The sequence below is a fragment of the Spirosoma arboris genome, assembly GCF_009754945.1.
GTDB lineage: Bacteria > Bacteroidota > Bacteroidia > Cytophagales > Spirosomataceae > Spirosoma > Spirosoma arboris.
On sequence record NZ_WPIN01000001.1, the window covers coordinates 778,255 to 802,230 of the forward strand.

15 protein-coding genes and 1 pseudogene are annotated in these 23,976 nt (G+C 49.0%); 1 reads left to right on the forward strand and 15 read right to left on the reverse strand.

Annotated features, from left to right (window positions below):
- Positions 1 to 22: 22 nt before the first annotated feature.
- The 6 genes from GO755_RS03140 to pta all read right to left on the reverse strand — a co-directional run bounded on the left by GO755_RS03140 (position 23) and on the right by pta (position 5,355).
- On the reverse strand, positions 23 to 814 hold the full coding sequence (locus GO755_RS03140; protein WP_157583097.1) for a polysaccharide deacetylase family protein: 792 nt from the start codon (positions 812 to 814) through the stop codon (positions 23 to 25).
- Between the two features lie 62 nt (positions 815 to 876).
- A complete protein-coding gene (locus GO755_RS03145) occupies positions 877 to 1,170 on the reverse strand; it encodes a hypothetical protein (protein WP_157583098.1) in 294 nt (97 codons plus the stop codon).
- An 84-nt stretch (positions 1,171 to 1,254) separates the two neighbouring features.
- The gene (locus GO755_RS03150; RefSeq protein WP_157583099.1) at positions 1,255 to 1,584 is read right to left on the reverse strand and encodes a HigA family addiction module antitoxin; all 330 of its coding nucleotides are present in this window, start codon (positions 1,582 to 1,584) and stop codon (positions 1,255 to 1,257) included.
- Between the two features lie 14 nt (positions 1,585 to 1,598).
- Positions 1,599 to 1,877: a type II toxin-antitoxin system RelE/ParE family toxin gene (locus GO755_RS03155; RefSeq protein ID WP_157583100.1), complete on the reverse strand. Its 279-nt coding sequence runs from the start codon at positions 1,875 to 1,877 to the stop codon at positions 1,599 to 1,601.
- Between the two features lie 159 nt (positions 1,878 to 2,036).
- Positions 2,037 to 3,236, reverse strand: a complete 1,200-nt coding sequence (locus tag GO755_RS03160) for an acetate/propionate family kinase (RefSeq protein ID WP_157583101.1) — start codon at positions 3,234 to 3,236, stop codon at positions 2,037 to 2,039.
- Positions 3,237 to 3,258: 22 nt separating this feature from the next.
- Positions 3,259 to 5,355, reverse strand: coding sequence for a phosphate acetyltransferase (gene pta, locus GO755_RS03165; RefSeq protein ID WP_157583102.1), 2,097 nt, complete (start codon positions 5,353 to 5,355; stop codon positions 3,259 to 3,261).
- A 311-nt stretch (positions 5,356 to 5,666) separates the two neighbouring features.
- Here pta and GO755_RS03170 point away from each other — a divergent pair, with 311 nt between their 5' ends.
- On the forward strand, positions 5,667 to 6,422 hold the full coding sequence (locus GO755_RS03170) for an SDR family NAD(P)-dependent oxidoreductase (RefSeq protein ID WP_157583103.1): 756 nt from the start codon (positions 5,667 to 5,669) through the stop codon (positions 6,420 to 6,422).
- A 133-nt stretch (positions 6,423 to 6,555) separates the two neighbouring features.
- Here GO755_RS03170 and GO755_RS03175 read toward each other — a convergent pair.
- The 9 genes and pseudogenes from GO755_RS03175 to GO755_RS03215 all read right to left on the reverse strand — a co-directional run bounded on the left by GO755_RS03175 (position 6,556) and on the right by GO755_RS03215 (position 23,804).
- A pseudogene (locus GO755_RS03175) lies at positions 6,556 to 6,996 on the reverse strand (VOC family protein).
- Positions 6,997 to 7,027: 31 nt separating this feature from the next.
- Positions 7,028 to 9,028 carry a response regulator gene (locus tag GO755_RS03180; RefSeq protein ID WP_157583105.1) on the reverse strand — a complete coding sequence of 667 codons (2,001 nt, stop codon included), beginning with the start codon at positions 9,026 to 9,028 and terminating at the stop codon, positions 7,028 to 7,030.
- Positions 9,029 to 9,172: 144 nt separating this feature from the next.
- Complete coding sequence (locus tag GO755_RS03185; RefSeq protein ID WP_157583106.1) at positions 9,173 to 11,320, reverse strand: ATP-binding protein; 2,148 nt, start codon at positions 11,318 to 11,320, stop codon at positions 9,173 to 9,175.
- A gap of 245 nt (positions 11,321 to 11,565) precedes the next feature.
- On the reverse strand, positions 11,566 to 13,392 hold the full coding sequence (locus tag GO755_RS03190; RefSeq protein ID WP_157583107.1) for a CocE/NonD family hydrolase: 1,827 nt from the start codon (positions 13,390 to 13,392) through the stop codon (positions 11,566 to 11,568).
- Between the two features lie 39 nt (positions 13,393 to 13,431).
- Positions 13,432 to 15,162 carry a serine hydrolase domain-containing protein gene (locus tag GO755_RS03195; RefSeq protein WP_157583108.1) on the reverse strand — a complete coding sequence of 577 codons (1,731 nt, stop codon included), beginning with the start codon at positions 15,160 to 15,162 and terminating at the stop codon, positions 13,432 to 13,434.
- Positions 15,163 to 15,206: 44 nt separating this feature from the next.
- Positions 15,207 to 17,198 (reverse strand): amidohydrolase family protein, encoded by a 1,992-nt coding sequence (locus GO755_RS03200; RefSeq protein WP_198174737.1) that lies wholly within the window; start codon positions 17,196 to 17,198, stop codon positions 15,207 to 15,209.
- A 57-nt stretch (positions 17,199 to 17,255) separates the two neighbouring features.
- Positions 17,256 to 18,785 carry a serine hydrolase gene (locus tag GO755_RS03205; RefSeq protein ID WP_157583110.1) on the reverse strand — a complete coding sequence of 510 codons (1,530 nt, stop codon included), beginning with the start codon at positions 18,783 to 18,785 and terminating at the stop codon, positions 17,256 to 17,258.
- A 16-nt stretch (positions 18,786 to 18,801) separates the two neighbouring features.
- Positions 18,802 to 20,508, reverse strand: a complete 1,707-nt coding sequence (locus tag GO755_RS03210) for an N-acyl-D-amino-acid deacylase family protein (protein WP_157583111.1) — start codon at positions 20,506 to 20,508, stop codon at positions 18,802 to 18,804.
- 20 nt (positions 20,509 to 20,528) lie between these two features.
- A complete protein-coding gene (locus tag GO755_RS03215; protein ID WP_157583112.1) occupies positions 20,529 to 23,804 on the reverse strand; it encodes a S41 family peptidase in 3,276 nt (1,091 codons plus the stop codon).
- Positions 23,805 to 23,976: the final 172 nt, after the last annotated feature.

A 23,976-nucleotide genomic window follows, 5' to 3' on the forward strand; every position in this document is an offset into this window, starting at 1 on the left:
GTTGAGCGTGAAGTTTATTGCCCTACTTCTGTTTCGACGAATACCCTTTGGCATACTTTGCAATTTCGATAAAGGGCGCTACCCAGATCGTGGCTTCGTTCTGCTTCAAATACCGCACTAGCTTATTGTGTTCAGCCAGCGCCACATTCAGTGAGTGTCCACCACCCACGCCATGAAACAGAAAGACGAGCAGCGAATTGCTGGCCTGCGCCTGTTTCACCAGCTCAATCATCTGCTCGCCTGTCTGTCCATTGATGCCATATGCGCCGATGTCGGCGAGATTGATTTCGGTAATTTTCGTCATCTCGCTTTTGGTACCTCGTGCGGCTACAAAATCAGTTTCGACGGTTTTGTAATAATCAACGTCGCCAATCTTGGTATCGCCACAGGGATACGCAAAGGTGCGTTCGGTTTGACCGTCGAGGGTTTTGAGCAGAATATTCGTCATTTTGATCTCATCCGTCATTCGTTTTACGGTATACTTGCTTAAATCGTTATTGGGATTCACCCACTCCCGACCCGGACGGTCGCCCGCGCAGGGATGGAACAGTGTATGATTGGCCAGCTCATGGCCCTTGTTAGCTGCCGATTTCCAGCGAGATATATTGTTGGCGAAACCCGGAAAATAGCCAGACAAATAGAAGGTTCCCTTCAGTCCAAACGAATCCAGAACGGGAACGACATTATCCAGGTGAACCAGCAAGGCATCATCGTAGGTGAGTGCCACGGCACATTTCTTTCCGTTCCATACGTTCTGCGCATAGGTCAATGCAGAAGAAAGTATCAATAAGGTGAGTAAGGCTAGTTTTCGCATAGTGGGTTTTTGGGTAATTTTTTAACAAGATGAGTTCTTGAGTTGGATTAGGTGGATTCTAGTTACGGCAACAGCCTTTCTGCCTCTTGTACCTTGTCACGAAGTCGTGACAGAGACAGAGCCGAGCGATCACCTCGCAAATAAGCAACTAACTCCGTTTGACAAATTTGTTCAATGAGCCTACCTGCTGGCTGATAAGGTATTACGTCATCCTCCTCCACGGAATCAAGCAAATAGTGCATCTCCCTCCGAACGTTCACGAAGGCCGTGGTAATATCGATGGCATCGGCCGCATCGGGCAGTCCACAGAGTTGCCGGACAGCGAAATGAAAATTAAGATGAGGGGTGTCGAACATAGGTAGCCGCTACTTTCTTTAGGGGTAAACGACATAGTTCACGTCGTGAATGTCGCAGTCTTCAAAACGAGATACGGTCTAATTTTATACAGATTGTATAGTCAAACCACTTGGCTTCCAGAACACCCGTACCTTACTGGTATCCACTTTACGCCGTGCCTGAGCTAGATCGTAATTCTCCTGCACCTTCAGCCAAAATTCTGGCGTTGTGTTCGCAAAAGCTGTACCTAAACGCAAAGCCATTTCAGGCGTTACACTTTGCTTGCCGTTAATAATGGCAGAAAGCGTTTTACGGGTAGTGCCTAATCCATCGGCCACTTCCTGCACAGTTAGTTTTTGCCCCGTTTCTTCACGTAACCCGTCGAGCGTTTCGCGGATCAATTCGCCCGGATGGGCAGGATCAAAAAGTGCCATAGTTATTTACTTTTTTAATGGTAATCAACATAATCCACATCATGCGCATTCTCACCCTCAAAGCGGAAAATGATTCGGTAATTGCCCGACACTTTGACGGAGTAAAAGCCTGCTAAATTGCCTGATAAGGGGTGAAATTTGTAGCCTGGCTGATCCATTGTTTGTGGACTTGTAGCTGCATCTAATCGCGTCAGGATAATTTTTATTTTCTGAATATGCGGTTGATGCAATTTCGAGCGATCGCCTTTGGTAGCGTATAACTCCAAACCCTTATGTCGGTAACTGACAATCATAACACACTAGTAACGTGAAACGTGCCAAGTTACAGAAAATTTGATAACGAGTCGAAAAATGAAAAATAGATTACATATTTCATTGAAAACAGAGGATAGCTGAATCTGTCCAGTTTATGACCGAGGACAATGTATCCCCGCTGTATTGTCTTAAGTAGATCAATCGTTGTGCAACAGCGCAAAGCTCTGATTGGCAATCTCAAGTTCTTCATTGGTGGGTATGACCAGAATCCTGACGGGTGAATCATCGGTATGAATCGCGCGAATTTCGCCGGAAAGAGCGCTGTTTTTCTGGGGATCGAGGTGAATGTTCAGAAAATCGAGGTTGCTACAAATCCGCTGGCGCATGCTACTGTCATTTTCTCCTACGCCAGCGGTAAAGATCAGTGCATCTAGCCTGTTCAGGATAGCGGCATAAGCACCAATGTATTTCCTGACCCGATAGGCATAGATTTCACAGGCCAACGCTGCGGCTGCGCTACCAGAATTCACCGCTTTTCCAATATCCCGCATATCACTGAAGCCGGTAAGTCCCTGCATGCCTGACTGTTTATTAAGCAGGTTGCTCACCTCATCGGAGCTATAGCCGTTCGCTAGTAAATGGAAAATAACAGACGGGTCAATATCGCCCGATCGGCTGCCCATAACCAGTCCACTTAATGGGCCAAACCCCATGCTGGTATCTATCGACTTGCCTCCCTGAATGGCGGTGATGCTGCATCCATTGCCGAGGTGAATACTAATCAGGCTGGCATCCGGCTTATTGAGCCAGCTTATAGCTTTCTGGCTGACGTACTTATGACTGGTGCCATGAAAGCCGTAGGCGCGAATGCTCTCGTCCCGGTATAAAGCGTCTGGTAGGGCGTATCGGAAGGCGTATTCGGGCATGGTCTGGTGAAAAGCCGTATCGAATACCGCTATTTGTTTGGCATTGGGAAAGGTTTTCTCTGCCATCTCGATGCATTCATAATTGATGGGGTTATGTAGCGGAGCCAGTGAAAAGAGCGATTTTATGGTTTCTTTAACCGTCGGCGTAATCAATGTGGCATTTGCAAAGTATTCACCACCATGTACGACCCGGTGCCCAATCGCCGTAATCTCATCCCGCGACCGAATTACGCCTACGTCCGAATCAGACAATAAATTCAGCATCTGCTGAAGGCCAGCCGCGTGATCGACAATGGACTCTTTACGCTCAATAGTTTGAGGAGACTGTCCGGTTAAAATCTTGTGGCGAATTACCGAATCCTCCGTACCAATTCGTTCAATCAGTCCTGAACATAGTGGTTGTTCGGCAGGCATGGCGAAGAGCTGGTATTTTAACGAACTGCTCCCCGAATTGATCACAAGAATATGCATACTCTAGATTCTCTTTCGATTATTATTGGTTATCCTGGGCCTGGATGGCCGTAATAACGACGGTATTAAAAATATCATCGACTGTGCACCCCCGACTCAGGTCGTTGATGGGCTTGTTAAGACCTTGTAACATCGGGCCGATGGCCAGCGCTCCGGTTTCCCGCTGCACGGCTTTGTAGGTATTGTTGCCCGTATTCAAATCCGGAAAAATTAATACGCTCGCACGGCCCGCTACGGTTGAATCCGGCAGTTTCTGGCGACCCACCAGCGGATCTACGGCTGCGTCGTATTGAATAGGGCCTTCAATGTTTAAATCCGGCCGTTTTTGCCGGACAATAGCCGTGGCCTGCCTCACCTTTTCTACATCTTCCCCTTCGCCCGAGGTACCCGAAGAGTAAGAAAGCATGGCAATACGGGGTTCAATGCCAAAACGAGCGCTGCTCTCGGCGGAGGAAATGGCAATTTCGGCTAGTTGCGGAGCGGTTGGATTTGGATTTACTGCGCAGTCGCCAAAGACAGCGACGCGCTCGGGCAGGCACATAAAGAACACCGATGATACCAGCGAAACACCCGGTTTGGTTTTGATAAATTGTAGGGCGGGCCGGATCGTGTGCTGCGTGGTATGAACTGCACCCGAAACCATCCCATCGGCATGGCCCTTATACACCATCATGGTGCCAAAATACGAGACGTCCAGCAACATGTCCCGCGCCATATCGAGATTCACCTGTTTCGTTTTGCGCAGTTCATAAAGCGTATCGGCATACGATTCGTAATACTCGGATGTGGCTGGATTAATGATGTTGATCATACTCGTATCCAGTTGTAAGCCAAGCCGCTTGATGGAAGCCATAATTTCAGTCGGATCGCCCAGAATGGTCAACTCAACCACATGTTGGGCAATCAGGCGGGCAGCTGCTTTCAGGATACGGTCATCATTGCCTTCTGGTAGAACGATGTGTTTCTTCTGACTCTTGGCGGCCTTAACGAGTTGATACTGAAACATGTGTGGCGTTATGCCTTCCGACTGAAACGTAACGAGCTTATCGTCCAGCGACTTCGTATCCACATATTTTTCAAACACGGTAATGGCCAGCTCGATTTTCTTTCGATTATCGGCCGTTATGCGTGAATGGATGCCGCCGATAGCGGTCGTGGTTTCAAAGGTCCCCTTCTGCACGGTCAGGATCGGAATAACCGTCTGAAGTCCCGAAATGAGTCGGGTCACAGGTTCATCGGGCTCGGTGCCTGCCGTCAGGACAATACCCGCCACTTTGGGGTAATTGGTCGACAGATTCGCCTGTAAGGCACCAATGATGATGTCGCCCCGGTCACCCGGCGTTACAATCAGTACATTTTCTTTGATGTAATTCAGGAAGTTGGGCAGCATCATGGCTCCGGTAACAAAATTATCGACCTGATTGGACAGGAGGCTTTCGCCGATAAGCACCTTGGCATTCAGTGCGTTCCTGATTTCGTTCATGGTCGGACTTTGCAATCCTTTTTCCCAGGGGACTACCGAAATCAGGATGTCGGTAGGTAATTGCATCTGGAGTAACGCCCGAACGTCGTCAACCTGCTCCGCCTTGACCCGATTGGCAACAATACCCAGCACCTGCACCTCCCGGCCTTCAAACCCTTGCAGAGTACTCAGAGCAGAACTGACTAGCTGAGCCGTTGATTTGCCCTCCCCCGTGATGACAATGAGCACAGGAGCACCCAGGTTTTTGGCAATAGCGGCATTGGATTCAAACTCAAATGCGACTCCCTCACCCAGAAAATCGCTGCCTTCTATGACGGTAAAGTCACAGCTTTCTTCGAGCTTTTTATACTTGCTGATGATCGTATTGAGCATGTCGCTCCGGCCTTCCGACTCCATTTGTTGCAGGGCTTCCTGCCGGGTGAACGCGTAGGTATCCTCGTAACTGATAGGCAGGGCGAAGTAGTCCAGAATTGCTTCAATATGAACTTCTTTCTGACCGGGCGTTTGTTGGGCGATGATAGGTTTAAAATAGCCAATATTCTTTGTTTTACCCAGCAGCCGGTTGACCAGGCCCAATGCCAATAATGATTTGCCGGTGTAGGGCTCCACCGAAGCGATAAAAATTGCTTTTGTCATAACGTTCTATAGTATCACAATCACTAGGCATTCCATAAAAAGCAAAGATTATTGGTTTATGTTCAGTAAACAATAAGCCAAAGGCTGTTCTGGATAACTACTTCGACTTCCACTCCATATCCTATACAGACCTATTGAAATGTGTTCAATAAGTTGCAAAGATGACTGACAATCAGTTGCCTTTGACTGATTATTGTCAATTCCATACCTGTAATTGCTCATAGTGAATGGCTGGATAAACGGCTTATTTTGACTTGCTAAGACGCCAGTTTTACTTAGGCGGGCTCAGGAAAACGATAATCTAATTTTTTATGGATAAGGACTTGCAAGGGAAGACCGCTCTGGTAACCGGAGCTGCTTCTGGAATTGGTAAAGCCGTTGCGCTGCTTTATGGTCAGCACGGAGCGAATGTAATGCTATCAGATATTGACGAGGCTCAGGGACAGCAGGTGGCCGAGCAGTTGAAAACCGCAGGGGTTAATGCCCGTTTTTTCAAAGCCGACGTGGGCGACCCGGTACAGTGCCAGCAACTGGTTGAGGAGACGGTTTCGTCATTTGGTCAGCTCGATATAGCCTGCAATAATGCCGGTATTGGCGGTGAGTTGAACCTAACTGCAGACTATTCGCTGGAAGGCTGGCAGAAGATTATTAACGTAAACCTCAACAGTGTTTTTTACTGCCTGAAATACGAACTGGAAGCCATGCTCCGCCAGAACACCCCTGGCTCAATCATCAATATGGCGTCGATTTTGGGGCAGGTTGGTACCGCTCATTCGCCGGGATATGTAGCCGCCAAACATGGTATACTGGGGCTGACCCAGACAGCCGCTATCGAGTACGCAGCCAGGGGCATTCGTATCAATGCGGTAGGACCCGCCTATATCGACACGCCTTTGCTGAACGTATTGTCCGATGACGTCAGGAAGATGCTGATCGGTCTGCACCCCATCGGCCGGTTGGGAAGGGCCGAAGAAGTAGCTGAATTGGTAATCTGGCTATCCTCCGATAAGGCCTCATTCGTGACCAGTTCGTATTACCCTATCGATGGCGGCTATCTGGCTCAGTAATTAACACTTTTATTGACGGCGTATTTATTGTTGACCCAGAGCCAGTTCGGTAGCTAAAACAACTTCCCCTTCTTCCTAAGTACTTTTCTTGACAACTTCTGTAAGTAAACTCAGTGCCGTATCTAACTGAGACTCACAGATTATCAATGTTATTGTGAGAGATGGCATTACCGCTTTCATCCAGTGGAATGTATGGGTTATAGGCCACTTCAAGTACATTGTCTTCCACATCCGCAAAACAAAAGAAATAGCCGCCAAAAGGCGTGTCTTGCGGTTCATTCAGCATATTTACTCCCTTCTCTTTTAGTTCGTCAAATAATAGATCAACCTCTTGTTTCGAACTAACATTATAAGCGAATGTGAATGAGCGGAAACCATGTTCACTCGCCGATACACCAGCACCAGCAGCCAGACTTTTTCGGTCGAAGAGACTAAACAGAAACCCATTCATCTTTTAAAAGACAATGTCTTTATTTTCTGCCACCGGTTGCCAGCCTAGCTTTTCGGAGTAAAACCGCTTCATAGCGGCTAAATCATCTGTGCCTAAAGTAATAACACTCAGTCTCTGATTCATTTTGTTGTCAGTTTACGTGTTGTATACTCACTTAGTGCTGCACATAATCTGTGGGAGTCTGCTGATAAAACTCCTTAAAGAGCTTGGTGAAATACGAGGGAGACTCAAATCCGACTTTATACGCTGTTTCTGACACATTGTTCCCTGCCCGCAACAGATCAACAGCCCGTCGGAGTCGGTACTGACGGATCACATCGTGAGGAGACAACTGCAATAAACTCTGAAGTTTACGGTACAACTTTCGCCGGCTCATCGCCAACTCATCGGCCAACCATTCGACGCTCAACGTTGAATCATCGAGTCGACCTTCCAACGACTGATATAGGCGACTTAGGAACTGCTCCTGAACAGTATCTAACGGCTCTGGTGACTGGGGTTGTTGGGGCTGAGCGAGCTGTTTGCGGAAGGTTTCCCGAAGTTTTTCCTGCCGGTTCAACATGTTTCGTAAGCGAAGTCGAAGTTCACTCATGCTAAAGGGCTTGGTCAGGTAATCATCGACTCCCGACGTCAACCCTTTTAAGCGCTTCGCGGGGTCATAACTTGCCGTCAGTAATATGACCGGAATGTGATCTGTTTCAGGATTTAGCTTGAGTTGTTCAATCAATTCATACCCATCCATGCGCGGCATCATCAGGTCGGTAACGATAATGTCGGGCATTTCTTCTTTGGCTAGTTGCCAGCCGTCATATCCATTGGATGCCGATCGTATGCGGAAAGTAGTAATCAACTCCGTCGTCATGAACTCGCGAAGTTCAGTATTATCTTCCACAATGAGCAGCAAGGGTGTTGTGTCTGACTCACTAAGTTCAGACTCATAGGCTAATCCGGGAGATGTGAATGGGGCTGCCAGAGCGGATTGGAGTAAAGAGGGCGGAGTCAATGGGTAATATTCCTGTTCGGGTGTTGCCAGTTGCACCGGAAGCTCCACTAAAAAGTGGGTTCCTGAACCCGTTTCCTGTGGGTAAACCTGAATACTGCCTCCCAGCCGGGTCACCAGTTCATGTACTAAGGCCAGACCAATACCTATGCCTATGTGGATTCGATGAAGGGCTTGATTAGCCTGACGTGGCCCAGCATCCGAACCACCGACCTGGTAAAAGCGGTTGAAGATATGGGGAAGTTTTTCTGGAATAATACCAATACCTGTATCGCTGACAACTAGCTGAACAGCCGTTGGCGTTTTGGTTAGACTGACCGTAATACCTCCTGTCTCCGTAAACTTAATGGCGTTTGATAGCAGATTGTAAAGAATTTTCTCCCACTTATCCGAATCGAAGAGGTAGTTGCCAGCTGGCAGGTCTGTCTGATACGTTAAGGACAGTTGTTTAATATCTGTAGAGGGACGGAACAGCTCAACGATTTGACTCACAAATTCGGGCAAATCACCTACCTCGTTGACAAGTTCCATCTGCCTGGCTTCGAGTTTGTTAATATCCAGCAGTTGATTGAACAACCGTAATAGCTGACGGGCGTTGCGCTGAACGATGGCTAACTGATATTGATGAGAAGGAGGCAGTTCGGCGGTTTCGAGCAGGTTGTCTACAGGAGAAACAATCAGCGAAAGGGGCGTACGAAGCTCATGAGTGATGTTGGCAAAAAAACGCGCTTTCATATCGTCCATCACCTTCAGTTCAATCATTTCGCGTTGTTGAGCCGCCGAGTGAATCGCTTTTTCCAGCGTTTTTTTGAGGTCGGTGAACTTAATGGGCTTGGTCAAAAAGTCGAAAGCCCCTTCATTCATAGCGGTCCGGATATTGAGCATGTCGCCATAGGCGGTGACAATAACCGTGCGTAGAACAGAATTAACGAGAGGGACTTTGGCGAGTAAAGTTAACCCATCAATGCCAGGCATGTTAATGTCACTGAGTAAGACATCGATGTCGGGGTGCTGTTCCAGAATAGTCAGTGCCTGCTGACCATCGTGGGCAAACAGGAATTCGTAGGTTTTATTCTGAATTTGTTGGCGAAACTGTTGCCGGAACAGATCTTCCAGATCTTTTTCGTCATCAGCCAGTAGAATTTTGGTCGTCATTAAGGAGCAAAGTCACGGTTTGAGGAAGGTTAACAAAAATAATCGAGTTTATTAACATGACAACAACTTCATGGACAACATCGAAAATTTTGGAGTGTGACTTTGCGTAGCTTCTTAATCGAGTGTCTGTTGACTGAGGTTGGGCTAGATTGGTAGTTGAATCACAAAGGTTGTCCCTTGTCCTTCTGCGCTTTCTACGGTGAGGGTTCCACCATGTCCTTTGGTGATAATATCGTAACTCAACGATAGACCCAACCCAGTACCCTCTCCGGTAGGTTTGGTGGTGAAAAACGGCTGGAAGATTTTGGCTTTTACCGAGTCGGGAATGCCGGTGCCATTGTCCGAAACACGGATCTCTATGTAGTTTGCCAGCCGTTTTGTCTGTACTTGAACCATTGGCTGATAACTATCCTCGGCTAAATACTGTCGCTGGACAACAGCGTAGAAGGCATTGTTGTAGAGGTTCAACAACACCCGGCCTATCTCCTGAGGGGCCACTTCTACTGGCTCCAGAGTGGGTTCAAATTCGGTAATTAATTCACAGTTGAAGGATTTATCCTTAGCCCTGAGGCCATGATAGGCGATCTTAAGGTACTCATCAGCTAAGCTATTGAGGTCGGTGGGTCGTTTTTCACCCGATTCAGTACGGGAGTGTTCGAGCATACCTTTGACGATGCTGCTGGCCCGGTCGCCGTGTCGATGGATCTTCTGAAGGTTACTGGTCAGGTCGCCTAAAATTTCCTCGGCATATTCTTTATCTGCTTCCGGCAACTGCCGAAAAGGGCCATCTTTCAATTCATCGATAAGTTCTACACTTACCTCTGAGAAATTGTTGACGAAGTTGAGCGGGTTCTGAATCTCGTGGGCGATGCCAGCGGTTAGTTCGCCCAGACTGGCGAGTTTCTCTTTTTGAATGAGCTGAACCTGAGAAGCTTTGAGCTCAGCCGTGCGGGTTTCGACTTGTTGTTCAAGCCGTTCATTTTGAGTTGCCAGAATCTGCTGTTTTTCCTGCGAAAGCTGATTTACCTCACCCAGTTTTCGTTGAAGCGAAAAACTGGTTTGCGCAAAATCGCTGGCTAAGGCCAGAGAAACCGAAACAGGAATGGTTATATAGAGCAGACCCTCTAAAACCATCATTAGTGTCGCAATCAGACTGTTTCCATATTGCTCTTCCAGGGTTAAATCGGCAAAGTTAACAGGAAACAAGGCTGATATAGACAAAAATAGTATGGCTGTTGTCAGGAAAGCTAGTCCACCATAAAACAGGAAGTATGCTTGTCGATTGTAGGCAATAATGGCTTGATAACTAACAACTAAGTAATTCAGAAATGACACAAAGGCCAGGGCGAATCCGATAGGAGCCAGTTGGTTATAGTAGCGTATTCCCCCGATGATAGCGACCCAGTAGAGCGCGTATGAAATGGTAAGTAGCCAGAAGAAGAGCTGGTGAGGTCGCTGTAAGTAGTGATAAACGGCCAGGAGTAAGAGAATTGGAAATACAGTTATATGAAAATTGCTAACAACAAAAGAAGTAATAGTCCTCCAGGTTACGGAGAGTACTATTGGACCGGTCAACGGAAACATTAAACGGGAAATGGCTAATACCAGTAGAGCTATACTAAACAGCAGGTTCGCTTTGTGTTGTCGGTAGAAGTAGTAAAAGCATAGATGAATGAGCGATAACATCAAAACAAGCCCACCAATGCAGCTAAACTTGATAGCATCAGGAAACCCATTATGAAACAAAATATCAATAAAACTTTCGGGTCTAAGAAGCCGTAAATAGAAGGGCGACAAATCCTGAATATAAATATTGCTACTGGTAAGTGAATAGCGAACAGCGATGGTATTGGTCGGCTGTGATAAGACAAAATGGATCGGCCTGATGTCCCCGGCAACTGTTCGTTCAATGTTTGGATTTTTACTGACTCGGCCAGCCATGTGGACTAACTTGCCATTGAGATAAATTTCTGTAGCACCAATTGGCGTAACATCGATTGCTAAGGGTTGATTAAGTAATGAACTATCGACTCGCAGGTGCAAACGAAACCAGCCCAGTTCCGCTTGAGTCAATTGAGGTAGTTTCGAGAATGGGGCAGTTGGGTTAAGTGTATCCCAGCGAGAGTCATCGAAATTGGGCTTGGCCCAGACGGGGTTGTCTCCTACATGGAATTTCCAGCCTTTGTCCAAAAAAAATCCATCCTTAATCAGGTTGTCGATACGAAAGGCGGGTTGCCCTAAAGCGATCAGGGAAAGTAGACATAGCAAGCTGACGAGTAAGGTTGGTTTCATAATAAAAAGTTAAGCGCGAGTGGGTAGGGTAATACAAAATTCAGTCCCTTGTCTTTCTGTACTTTCCACAGTCAGTTTGCCACTATGACCTTTGGTGATAAGACAGTAACTCAATGATAGGGTGAACGCAAAAAGCCACTCCAAAATAAGTGGCTTATGCATAGAGGGGCTATGTCGTTTGGGACAAAAACTATACCGTTTGAGACATTCCAGGTTACAACAAAAGCGGTAACCCTACGAAATACTTAATGCGGCATTACGCTTAATTCCAAATGGGAGGGATAGGTCGCGGATCGGGAAATCGAGTGCATCGCTTTTTGGTAGTCCGTTTCCTTGGCTTCAAAGATGTTGGGTACGTATCGTTGGGGATTGCGGTCGATCAGAGGAAACCATGTACTCTGTATCTGCACCATGATGCGATGGCCTTTCTGAAATACATGGTCCAGCGAATGCAGATCGACGGTAAAGGTTTCCACTTTATTAGGCTGCAATGGCTGAGGTTTTTCGAAACTCTTATGGAAACGTCCCCGCAGGATGTCGTTAGCGACCATGAACTGATAGCCTGCCATCTTCGGCTCTTTTGGATAACTTTCAGGATAGACATCTATGAGTTTGACCACCCAGTCGGCATCGCTGCCCGTCGTAGCCGCAAAGAGTTGGGCCAGCAACGTACCGGTCACGGTTACTTCTTCGGTTAGGGGCTCGGTTTGCCAGCTAAGGACATCGGGTCGATTCTGGACAAATCGCTGGTCCTCGGTCAGCCAGGTGAACCAGCGTGAGCCGGGACCGTAGGTTTGTTCAATAGGTCGGGAGCGGTACGGTACCGGATGGGCCGGATCGGAGAGGTACTGGTCGACACCGGCGGCATCGGTTGGTTTATCGAACGAAAGCTGCCCGTTGGCCCGCAAATACAGGTTACGCTTAACTGACCCGGCAGGGGGCCATTGGGTATAGGTTTTCCATTGGTTCCGGCCTGTTTGAAAGGTGGTCACTTCGGGAAATTTGCCATCGCCCTTGCCTTTCAGGTGATAGGCAAACCAGGGCGCAAACATGGTCTGGCGAAACGTACTGGACGCAGTTGTATCGAAACTGATGTTACCCAGTTTACGGCCTTCACCCCAAGCCCAGCCGCCATGATTCCAGGGACCAACGATGAGATAATTTTGATGCTTATCATCTTTTTTCTCCCAGGTTTGATAGGCTTTGACTGGCCCGTAAAAATCCTCCTGATCCCACCAGCCTGCTACGTGCTGGATGGCTACTTTCGGGCTGCCAAGGCGACCGGCAAGGGCCTGTTTTTGCCAGAACTGATCGTAATTAGGATGGCTGGCAAAGTCATTCCAGGTTGGTAGTTTCCCCAAAAAGTACTTTTTATTGACGTTGGCCAACGGTCCCAGTTTCAGATACCAGTCGTAGGTATCATAGGTATTGAAGGGAAACAATGTATCGGTTTTTGCCGCTTCTTCCATAAACGCATATTCAAAACCATAACTCAGCCGAAACGCGCCCTGATGGTGAAAATCATCACCCATCCACATATCGGCTGGCGTGGCATGTTCCGAAATTGCTTTCAGTGCCGGGTGCGGATCAATTGCCCCCATCACGCTCGTCCAGCCGTCGTAGGAGGTGCCGTACATACCAGCCTTCCCGTTATTGTTGGGTATGTTTTTAAGCAGCCACTCAATCGTGTCATAGGTATCGGTACTTTCGTCGATAGCTTTGGGGTTTTCCGGATTGCGCGAAAATCGCTGCATTTCAAACTTTCCCTCTGATTTGTAGCGCCCACGAATGTCCTGCGCTACGAATATATACCCCTGATCGGCCATGATTTTAGTGTATGGCGACTGGTCGGGGAAGGGCGCACCCTCAACGCCATAGGGCGTCCGGCTAAACAGAAATGGCAACGGCTCGTCGGCGGTTTTGGGCGTAAAAATGACCGTGTTTAGCCGAATGCCATCGCGCATTGTTATAAGCACTTCCTGGCGATTATATCGCGTTTCCGAAGTAGCTTGGGCGTAGGTAACAACGCTGGTTAGCCCGCACAGAATCAGGGTTAGAATAAGTAAACGCATGGTGAAGAATGACCTGTTTTTAGGAAAAATCATAGTTGATTATTTAGCAGCTGTTGGCGCCTTTTCAGTGCCAAAATCAGTTGGCAACCGTCTGAACCATAGGTTACGAACCCGCCCGTTTGAGGCTCGGAAGCCGATAACCTGATCGGCTGAGTCGCGTACAATATCTACCGACGACATAAACCACCAGGGTACTTTCAAATGGTTTTTGACGTCCATGCTTACGGTAGCTTCGCCATGATGGATATGAACCATTTTTAGGGTATCCGCCTGTAAGGTAATGGCGTAAAATGTCTCTAATTCCGGGCTGTAGTATTTGCCAATGAGTTGTTGTTTGTCAGCAGCGGATATTGAGGAAGGTTTCACCCGTGTACCAGGATGCCTGCCATTTTGTACCAATGTGATTTGGTTTACCTTATCTGAGGTTGGGTGGTGAAAGATTACCTGTGCATCCACTATTTTAGACATGAATGTGGAGTCGTTCAGCGGAAATATTTCTGACTGTGGCTGACCGGTCGGCCGCACAAAGTAATGGTTGTCCGTTCGGGAAAAGGTTAATGTAAAACCGGCATCCTCGGTCAGGGCATATTCGCCAATGTACGGATCAAAGCGTGTTGGATTGAATGCATAGGTGCCCGTTGTCGATGCCGGAGCAGATGCTTTAACTACCGGTTTGTCCTCTTTTATATAAGGTGCCAGGTAAATACTGGCCAGATCCAAACTCTTTTTAACCGGATTGAACTCACCCAGATTGCTCAGGATAATGAACCCATAATCCTCTTTGGGGAAATAGCAGATGAACGACCGAAAACCCGCATCGCCCCCGCTATGGCCGTAATAATCAAGCCCTTTGTGCTTTCCGTGCGACAAAGCAAAGGCATAAGGCAGCGTATCTCCTTTCGTTAAGCGGCCCCGCTCCAGCATTTGCGTCATAGTGGCCTTATCGCCAACGGTAGGCGAGCGGAAGTTGCCTATCCAGCGGGCCAAATCATTTACGGTTGTGAACAAACTGGTTGCGCCTGCATTAGCGTAGCTTAGGACACTCTTCTTGTAGGTATTCGATGAGTCAGGCTTATAGAACGAGTAGGATCGACCTTTTACAATGCGCTCATGGTCATCGTAAAATAAGCTTTTCGTCATTCCTAAGGGTTTGAAAATCCGTTGCTCCATCCAGTCCCGAAACGGCTGTTTGCCAACTCTTGACACAATTTCGGCCAGGAGTGTATAGCCCGTATTGGAATACGAAAACTCCGCACCCGGATCAAAATTCAGTTCCCGTTGCCGTTTCACAATATTGAAGATGTGTTCTTTGGTAATCACATCGTCCATCTGCCAGCCCGCCATTGTCAGCAGATTCCACTGGTCGCGCATGCCGCTGATATGGTGAATCAGGTGCCGGATGGTAATGGTCTTGCCAAAGTCAGGCACTTCTGGCAGGTATTTATGGATATCATCGTCCAGGGATAGTTTACCTTCCTGTGCCAGCAGCACAATCGCATAAGCCGTAAACTGCTTCGACACCGAAGCTACATGGAAAATGGTTTCCGGACCAATCGGCGCACCCGTTTCTACGTCCGCTTCACCGAAGCCTTTGGCGTAGATAAGTTTCCCTTTGGATACTACCCCAACAGCAGCGCCGGGGCTGCCGGGTTTATTCCATTCCGCAAATAGCGAATCAGCTTTCGCAGCTAGCTTGGGGGATTGGGCCTGTGTAATAACGCTGTAGGAAACGAGCGCAAGCGTGTAGAGAATGGGGATAAGTGATTTCATGAAGGTTAGTGGTTAAAGAATAAATAGTTATACCATTGCCTATTTTACGGCTCTGAATAATGGTGAATCGACAAGCTGTTTAGTAGTTTTTTACTATCGTAAAGTACTCCGTCTTTTATCGTATAATCCACTCGGCGGATATCGCTGATGCGTTGCGTGGGGTTGCCGTTAACCAGGATAAAATCGGCGCGTTTGCCGGGTGTTAGGGTACCAAGATCCCCTAATCGATTACTCAATTTGGCAGGATTGTAGGTGGCCATTTGCAGCGCCTGCGCGGCCGAAATACCCGCCTGGACATACAATTCAAGTTCGCGGTGGAGGGCATAGCCAGCATAGTTATCCGTTCCGGCAACCATCAGGATACCGGCGTCATGCAGTCGTTTGATGGCATCCAGTAAGGTAGCAAATGATTTTTTGTAGGTGGCTGCCATGCCCATTGGTACCGGTAAACCCTGACCATATAACGTACGTTGTACAGGGCCAGGTAATCGGTTGGCAACACTCGCCATGGTCGGGTCAAATTGGCCGGATTCGGACGTGAACATTTGCTCAAAAACGGACGCTGTCGGATCGAAGGCAATGTGCTTCTGCTGCATCAGCTGGACAAAACGGGCAAAGGCTGGACCGCTTAAATCAAGGCCAGCCGCTCGCTGCGCTACGTTCGTAAACCGACCCATCGAACGGGTATCCAACGTATCACCCAGAAAATTCAGCATGACCATGTTGGCATGGGTAATTTCGTCATACCCAGCGGCAATGGCTTGTTCGGCAGTCATGTAGGACGGAATGTGCCCGATGACGTGCATCCCCAGCCGATGTGCTTCCGCAGCCATAGGCGCTACCCATTCGGGCTTGATGGAACTGTATAGCTTAATGGACTGATAGCCTTTGGCTTTGTAGTCACGAACGGCCTGAATACCTTCTTCTACAGAAGTAACCCGTAAGCCGGGACCACTGAACGGCCCTTTCCCATCAATGAAACCACTCATGACAGCAATCCGGGGAGCAATCAGCTGCATGCTGTCAATCTGATTGCGAAGCGTTAGCAAGGCGTCGGTATTGCCCATATCGCGAACCTCCGTTATCCCCAGTGCTACCTCGATAATACCATCGGTAGGGTTGGTGAAATGGACGTGCATATCCCATAGTCCGGGCAGTACGGTTTTACCAGCGCCATTGATGAGCCGATAGCCTGCCGGAATTTTTACGGAGGCTGCCGAACCTACCTGCTCAATGCGACCGTTTTTGACCACTATAGTCTGTGCAGGAACCAGTTGGGCTTTCTCCGCATCGAATAGGTTTACGTTTTGGACCACCAACCCTTGGGGTATGGGTTCAGGAAGTGTACGGGCCAACTGACGGTAAAATTTACCATCTTCGGCTTTTTGCAGTCGACGTAGTTCAGGAATATCCGCTTCCAGTCCTTCCCGTATCGTGACAAAAAAATCACCGATAGAGCCGAGCGGATACCCCTTACTGTCGAGCCAGGTCAAGGTAGGCGTATAGTTAATACCACGAATGGCCCAGAGCGTTACGGGTTGACCATTTTTGAGCGAGTGTGTCAGGATCTGGGTCATAACGGACTGACCTGTCGGCAATAGATTAACCGTGTGATTTGGGGCGGCAAAGAGCGCCTGAGTCAGCATAGCGTCCATGCCACTGACATTACTGACGTAAACGGCAGGTTTCGTTATGGGTATGTCTTTCTTTTCATCAGCATTTTTCCAGTGGGCTACCCCGTCTGCCAGCCGAAACGTCTCGTGTACCTCGTTTTTATAATAATCGTTTCCTGATACGTTAAGTGTTAGTGGGATGTGCTGGTCGTTCAACGTGTAGTGTGTTGTCAGTTTGGGGCCTCGTCCCCGGTCGTTATACGTAAGAAATCCTGTTACGTCGTGTCCTTGTGGTAGTAGCCAAGCTTTACCGGACAACTGTCCGTTCGTCAGTACAACATAGCGTAGCGTATCGGTGGGTGCCTGGGCTGCTAAGCAATAGGGTATCGACAACAAGAGGAAGAGAGTAAAGATGGCTTTCATAAAGGGATAGTCTGGAGTATTGAAAAATCGCATATTCGAATCCATTTCGGGGTAGCGTCACTTAATCTTCTTTGCTTCAGTTGCCTTCCCGCCCGCTATCATGTTTCGACCGACAACTTTACCCGACGCGTCGCGGATAAATTCGAGTTGACCATCTGAATCTTTAAAGAAAAACCGGGTTTCGGTTTCAGGGAAAATTTTCATCGTATTTCCATTTGTCCACCGGTAAAACAACTGATTGCCAGTGCGGGTGACGATATTTTTTCCCAATGTCCCCTGATATTCACCCACATAAGCGTCGAGAACAGTTTCCGGGACGGCCACCGTTTGCTTGATGATAGGCTTATAGAAACCGTTCCAGTTATAAACAGTGGACACACTATTCGCTAGTTCTTCGAGAATAGCCCCGTTTTGAGAGTTGACCATAATGGCTACTCCATTGCCACCGGTCAGGCTTCCATAATACAGGCTCAGAAACCCCATATCGGACCCGTCATGCGAGAAATAGGTATCCGCTCCTTTTTTGACAATGAATACCCCCAACGCTGCCGAACTATCCACGTAGGGCGTAAGCCGCAACCGGGTTGTTTTCTGCGAGAGTACCTTACTGGATTTGCCCTGGTAGGCCAACTGTGTTTCGATAATATAGCGGCATAAATCGGTTGGCGTTGTCCAGAGTCCAGCGGCTGCCTGTTCGGGGTAGATATGATGCTTCCCAGGAACTTCACTTCCGGATGCCCAGTAGCCCGTTGCCAGCTGACTTTCATCGATTGGTGGCTGCGTGTACGAACTGTTAACCATACCCATCGGCTTCAGCACCCGCTCCCACATATACTGGTCGTAAGGTTGATGGATTACATCCATAACCAGCAGTTGAGAGATGGTTGTGCCGCCACCCGAATATTGATACTTCAGTCCTGGTTCAAAGGCAGAACGAACGGCTTGGGTATTAGCTGGTTTTTGTCCATCAAGCACCGCCGTCAGGGAAGGAATATCTTTAGTGATCCCATAACCGGGGAAGCCGTGAATCGTCAGTCCCGCTGTGTGACTCAATAGGTTGGCCGTGTTGATTATCTTGCCTTTGGAAACCGAATCGTAGGGGAATTTCCAGGTGGTCAGGTAGTTGTTGATGTTGGCATATAGATCAATTTTTTTATCCTGGACTAAGGCCAGCACCCCCACGCCATTCAGCGACTTACTGATAGAACCAGCCTGAAAACGGGTCTCGGTCGTAACCGGGCGAGCGGTTCGGCGGTCCGATTGGCTCGTATCGGCCCAGCCGTAGGCTTTGGCCCACTCAATCTGGTAGTTGTGGACAACGGCTATGCTGAGGCCATGAATCTTGTAATAGCTCATACGCTCTTGCAGTGTCCAGTCTTTGTCGTCTGGTGTGCGGTTGACGTAACGGGCTAAATGCTGTTCAACCTGCTGGATTTTTGACAGTACGTCTTTGGAATACTGAGTGGGTTGGGCAACAAGGGTGACGCAGCCGGTTAGCCAGAAAACGAGCAGGAGCGTAAGGGGTTTATTCATGAAAATTGACGAACTGATTTGGGTTGGTAACTGGCTGATTTCAGCGCAATTCATAGTTTTGGGTTTGGCGTTACTTTATCTTTTTGGCTTCCGGTTTCCAGCTAGGCCCCCACAGTGCCCGTCCCGGTAACACGCCGGTATGTTCGCCATTATTCAGCACCTGTTTGCCGTTGATGAATACGTGCTGTACGCCAACGGCATACTGAAAGGAATTCTCGAACGTGGCTTTATCGGCGATGGTGGCTGGATCAAAGATCACCACGTCGGCGAAGTAACCAGGTTTCAGGAAACCCCGGTTGGCCAGCTTGTGATTGGTAGCGGGTAGGCTGGAAAGCCGTCGGATGGCTTCTTCGAGCGGGATCACCTTCTCCTCACGGACATATTTGCCCAGCAACCGGGCGAAGTTGCCAAACTCACGCGGATGCCCTTTGCCCGACACCGTATCGGCCACCGAACCTGCATCTGACCCAAAACTGACCCAGGGCTGGCGAATCTGTTTCTTGATATTCTCCTCCGACATCAGGAAGTAGAGCGTTCCAACTCGGCTTTTGTCCTGCACAATCAGGTCCATAACGGTTTCAACGGGATCTTTTCCCCGTATCTTGGCTATCTCCCCTAAGGTTTTGCCTTCATATTTTTTGAGTGAGTCCTGCTCAAAACCAGCCGGCACAATGTTGTCGGGCGATCCGGCGAGGGCAAACATATTCTCCCATTTCTGCGTTTGATGGCGTACTTCCTGAGCGATCTTGCTGCGTTCGCTGGGGTCTTGTAGGCGTTTCCAGCCAGCCATAAACCCACCGTTGAACACATAAGGAGGCAGGCAGGAGGTTAAGCCCGTACCACCTGCTGTGTAGGTATACATATTGGCGGTTACATCCTGCCCCTGTTTTCGGGCCTGCTCAATGAGCGCAATGGCCTTATCGACTTTGGGCCAGTTTCGTACTCCACTGGCTTTGAAGTGATACAGTTCGACGGGTAACTTCGCTTCCTTCCCAATCCGAATCAGCTCCTCAATACCTTCTTCGAGTCGGTCACCTTCGCTACGCATATGCACAATATAGCGGCCTTTATACCGGGCGGCTTCGCGGCACAAGGCAATCAGTTCGTCGGTATCGGCAAAGGTATTGGGTGGATAGATAAGCATGGTTGTTACGCCCAACGCGCCACCTTCCATCGCTTCCCGGACCAGCGTCTGCATTTGCACCAGTTGGGCTGGATTAGGTTTTACGTCGTTTTCACCCAGAACCATCATCCGCACCTCGCCCGCACCCACATAGGAAGCAAAGTTTGGTGTTACGCCTTTACGTTCGAGTTTGTGCATAAACTCCGCCAGGGTTGTCCAGTCGCACGTTAGGCCAAACTCCTTGAACCAACTACTTTGCAGGAAGGGTATGTTGTTGGGGCGGAATGGTCCCCAGGATATTTCGCCGAACACTTCAGTGGTTACTCCCTGCTTTAGATCACTCATGGATCGCCCATCTTTTAGTAGCGATAACCCTGCGTGGGAGAGCACATTAATAAATCCGGGTGCCACAGCCATACCATTGGCGTCGATGACAGTAGTAGCTTTGGCGCTAGTCAATTTTCCAATAGCCACGACACGGTCGGCGCGGATGCCCACATCACCCCGGTAGGGTTTCTGGCCCGAACCATCGTAAATCAGCCCGTTACGAATGAGTACATCATAAGTGGTTGATGAAGAAGGTCGATTTTGCCCCAGACAGTTCAGCGAGAATGAAAAAACAAGACTAAGGAGGGCGAGTATTTTGGAATTCATAGAAAGGCGTATGAATAAGTTTATGGCTTCTTGGCAGGGGTAGAGTAGGGTGGATTGACGACGGACGGCCAGGGTTCTTTCTGTAGTAATTTCAGCGCTTCGTCAACGGCTTTTTCGAGTTGCAGATCCTGACCTTTCGAGACGGCGATGGCGGAAATTTTCTGCTCAATATCAGGTGATACTCCCGTGTTCTCCGCAACCCATTTTTTCGCCATCGGATCAAAAATGGCGTTGTCGGGCGCCGTCATAGAGCCGCCATCCACAAACGAGTAGTGAACCGACGATTTCACCAGACCACCCCAGGTACGCGTGCCGATGAGTGGACCTACCTTCTGTTGACGGAAGATCCAGGGGAAGAAATCACCACCCGAGCCGGCCAGTTCATTGACCAACAGTACTTTGGGGCCAAGTATACCGGCGGGTAACCGCATGGCTTTCCCGGCAGGGACCTCATTCGTGATGGAGGCCCGTAGCCGACGTACCATTAAATCAACCATATAATCATCCAGTAGTCCACCGCCGTTGAAGCGTTCATCAATGACAGCCCCCTCCTTATCCTGTTGAGCAAAATAATAGCGGTTGAAGCTGTTGAAGCCCGCTCCGGACGTATTGGGCACCCAGACGTAGCCTAATTTCCCTTTGGATAATTCATCCACTTTCCGCCGGTTATCTTCGATCCAGGCAAGCTGCCGCAGGGCATTTTCCCGGGTGGTAGGTTGCACCCGGATCGTCCAGGCCCCCTCGGGCGTTGGCTTGGTATTCACCGTCAGGATGGTCTGTAAATTAGCCGTTCCGTTCAGCAGTTCATACGGATCTTTATCGGCCGTCAGGGGTTGTCCATTGACCGCCAGAATATAGTGGCCTTCTTCTACTTTCAGGTTTGGCTGAGCCAGCGGGGCTACCAGGCCGGGGTTCCAGCTTTCGGTGGTATAAATGCGTTTGATCTTCCAGCGACCCTCCAGGGCAATCAGATCGGCACCCAGTACGCCAACCCGTGAGGTGTCCAGGTCTGGATAATTACCCCCAAACACAAAACTATGTCCTACTGATGTTTCGCCACCTAGTTGGTCGAGCAGATACGTCAGATCAGCGCGATGTCGGATATAAGGAATTAACGGTGAATAGTCGTTCCAGACGGCCTGCCAGTCTCTGCCGTGCATGTTTCGGTCATAAAAATAGTCGCGCTGGTACCGCCATGCCTCCGTGAAGATTTGTTTCCACTCGTCAAGCCGGTTCAGTTCCATCTGTAGGTTCATGGCCACCGTTCCCTCCGTGGTACTTGGCGGTTTCGTCGTCGACACGACCCGCCAGTTTGTACCCGCTTTAAACAGCAGCTTTTCACCATTAGCCGATACAGCATAGTCAGAGCCCGCTTTTACCAGGTCATCCAGCTTCTTGTCGGCAACGGTGTATTTGCTGAGCGATTTGCCTGTGGAAATAAGCAGCGTTCCTTTAGGCCCTGCCAGTAACGCATCATAGCTACCAACCGGAATTGGCATGGCAATGATTCGCCGATCCAGATACTTCCAGTCGATCCGTACGTCTTTGGCTTTAAGCGCTGTTGAGTCCTTTGCCGCAGGCTTTTTAGGCGTTTTGGGCTTGCCGGTCTCTATAGATTGGCTAAGCAGAGCGGGCTTACTGGTGCTATCGGGCTCTTCATCGGTTTTAAGCGGAAACGGATTGGGTTCATCCTGGCGTAGCAGGGTAATGTAAGCGCCAAAGGTTGGTTTGGCCTGCTGCGAACTGGTATTGGCCCAGCCAGAACCCAGGGCCGTGTTTGTGCTAGCCAAAAAATAGAGGTAGCGCCCGTTCAAATCCCAGGCTGGCGACATGGCATCGGCCATAGGATCACTCAATGGCCGCGTTTTTTTACTGTCTGCCGACCAGACCATAATACTTCTGAAATTATTGGAAGCGGATTTAGCATAGGCCAGCCATTTGCTATCGGGCGCCCAGGTCAGCCCCATGTTATCCCGGTCCAAGTTACTGCCACCGGTATCGATCGTCATAATGGCACTCGTCGATAAGTCGAGTATCTTGACTCGTACCGCATTATCGGTGAACGCAATAAACTTACCATTGGGCGACCAGGTTGGATTCCAGCCCAGTTTACTCTCACCGATAGAAATCTTTTTGGCCTCTTTGACGCCTTCCTGATCGGCAACATAGAGTGCATAACCCTGCCCGTCTTTATCCGAAAACCAGGCAATGGATTTGCCATCGGGCGACCAGACGGGTCTACGGTCGGCGGCACCCGAGCTTCGGGTCAGGTTTCTGGGATCGCCGTTTTCAACGGGTACTGTAAATATATCGCCCCTGGCTTCCAGTAAAATACGTTTGCCCGTTGGTGACAGAGACGCATTCGAAGCTGATTTTGTCACCGCTTCGGAATGCGTTTCGGTCCAGGGGAAATCGCCGATTACGGAAATAGCCAGTTGATTGCTTTTCCCCGTTTTGGGGTCGAGCAGGTGCAAATATCCATTGTGTTCATACACTAATTCGTTGCCGTTGCCTTCCAGCCACTTGATGTCACCGTTGGTTAGCTTGGTTACCTGACGCACGGCGGATGTAGCGGGATTATACGCCCACACGTTCATGATAAAGTCACGGTCGGAGAGGAAATAGATCTCATCGTTCAACCAAATCGGATGAATGTCAATACTTCCTTCGGTAGGTATGGATTGTTCGGCTAATGTCTTCAGATCCAATACCTGAAGGGGCGTATTCTGCCCTCCCCGATAATGCCGCCATTCGCTATCCCAGCGGCTTACCCGGTCAACAATTAGCTTAGTACCGTCGGGCGCATACCGACCATCGAATCCCCACGGAGCGGGTAATAGGGCAGATGGGCCACCGTTAACCGAAACGGTCCACATTCGATTGTAGCCCGTAGGCGCAGTCTCCCGGCTGGATGCGTAGAGGACCTGTTTGCCATCTGATGTCCAGCCACGCGGATACGATGCTGCCGGGTACCAGGTAAGCCGGGTAGGGCTGCCTCCCTGGGCGGATACGATATACACCTGGGCCGTACCCGACCGGTTTGAACTAAAGGCAAGCCATTGACCATCCGGCGAAAAGTGGGGATTTTCTTCCGTAGCGGGTGTGCTGGTTATTCGTCTGGCATCGCCACCACTTTTAGGCGTTACCCAGATATCTCCACCGTATTCAAACGCAATTTGTGTGGCACTGATGGTAGGTTGTCTTAACAGGCGCGTCCCCTGCGCCTGAGCGGTCCCATACGTCTGGAATAGAAGCCAGCTTAGGCAGACGAGTATGCTTTTTTGTACGGTTAACATGGTGTATGTAGTTGGGAGATGAGTAGGGTTATATTAACTATTGGGCTGATGATTAGAAAGATACACTATTTTGTTTTCTTCGCTTCCGTTGTCTGGTTTGCATAGGTTATCTGATGCATCTTTAATGAAGTCGAGTTGAGCATTGATCGCCTTGAAAAAGAAAGACGACGAT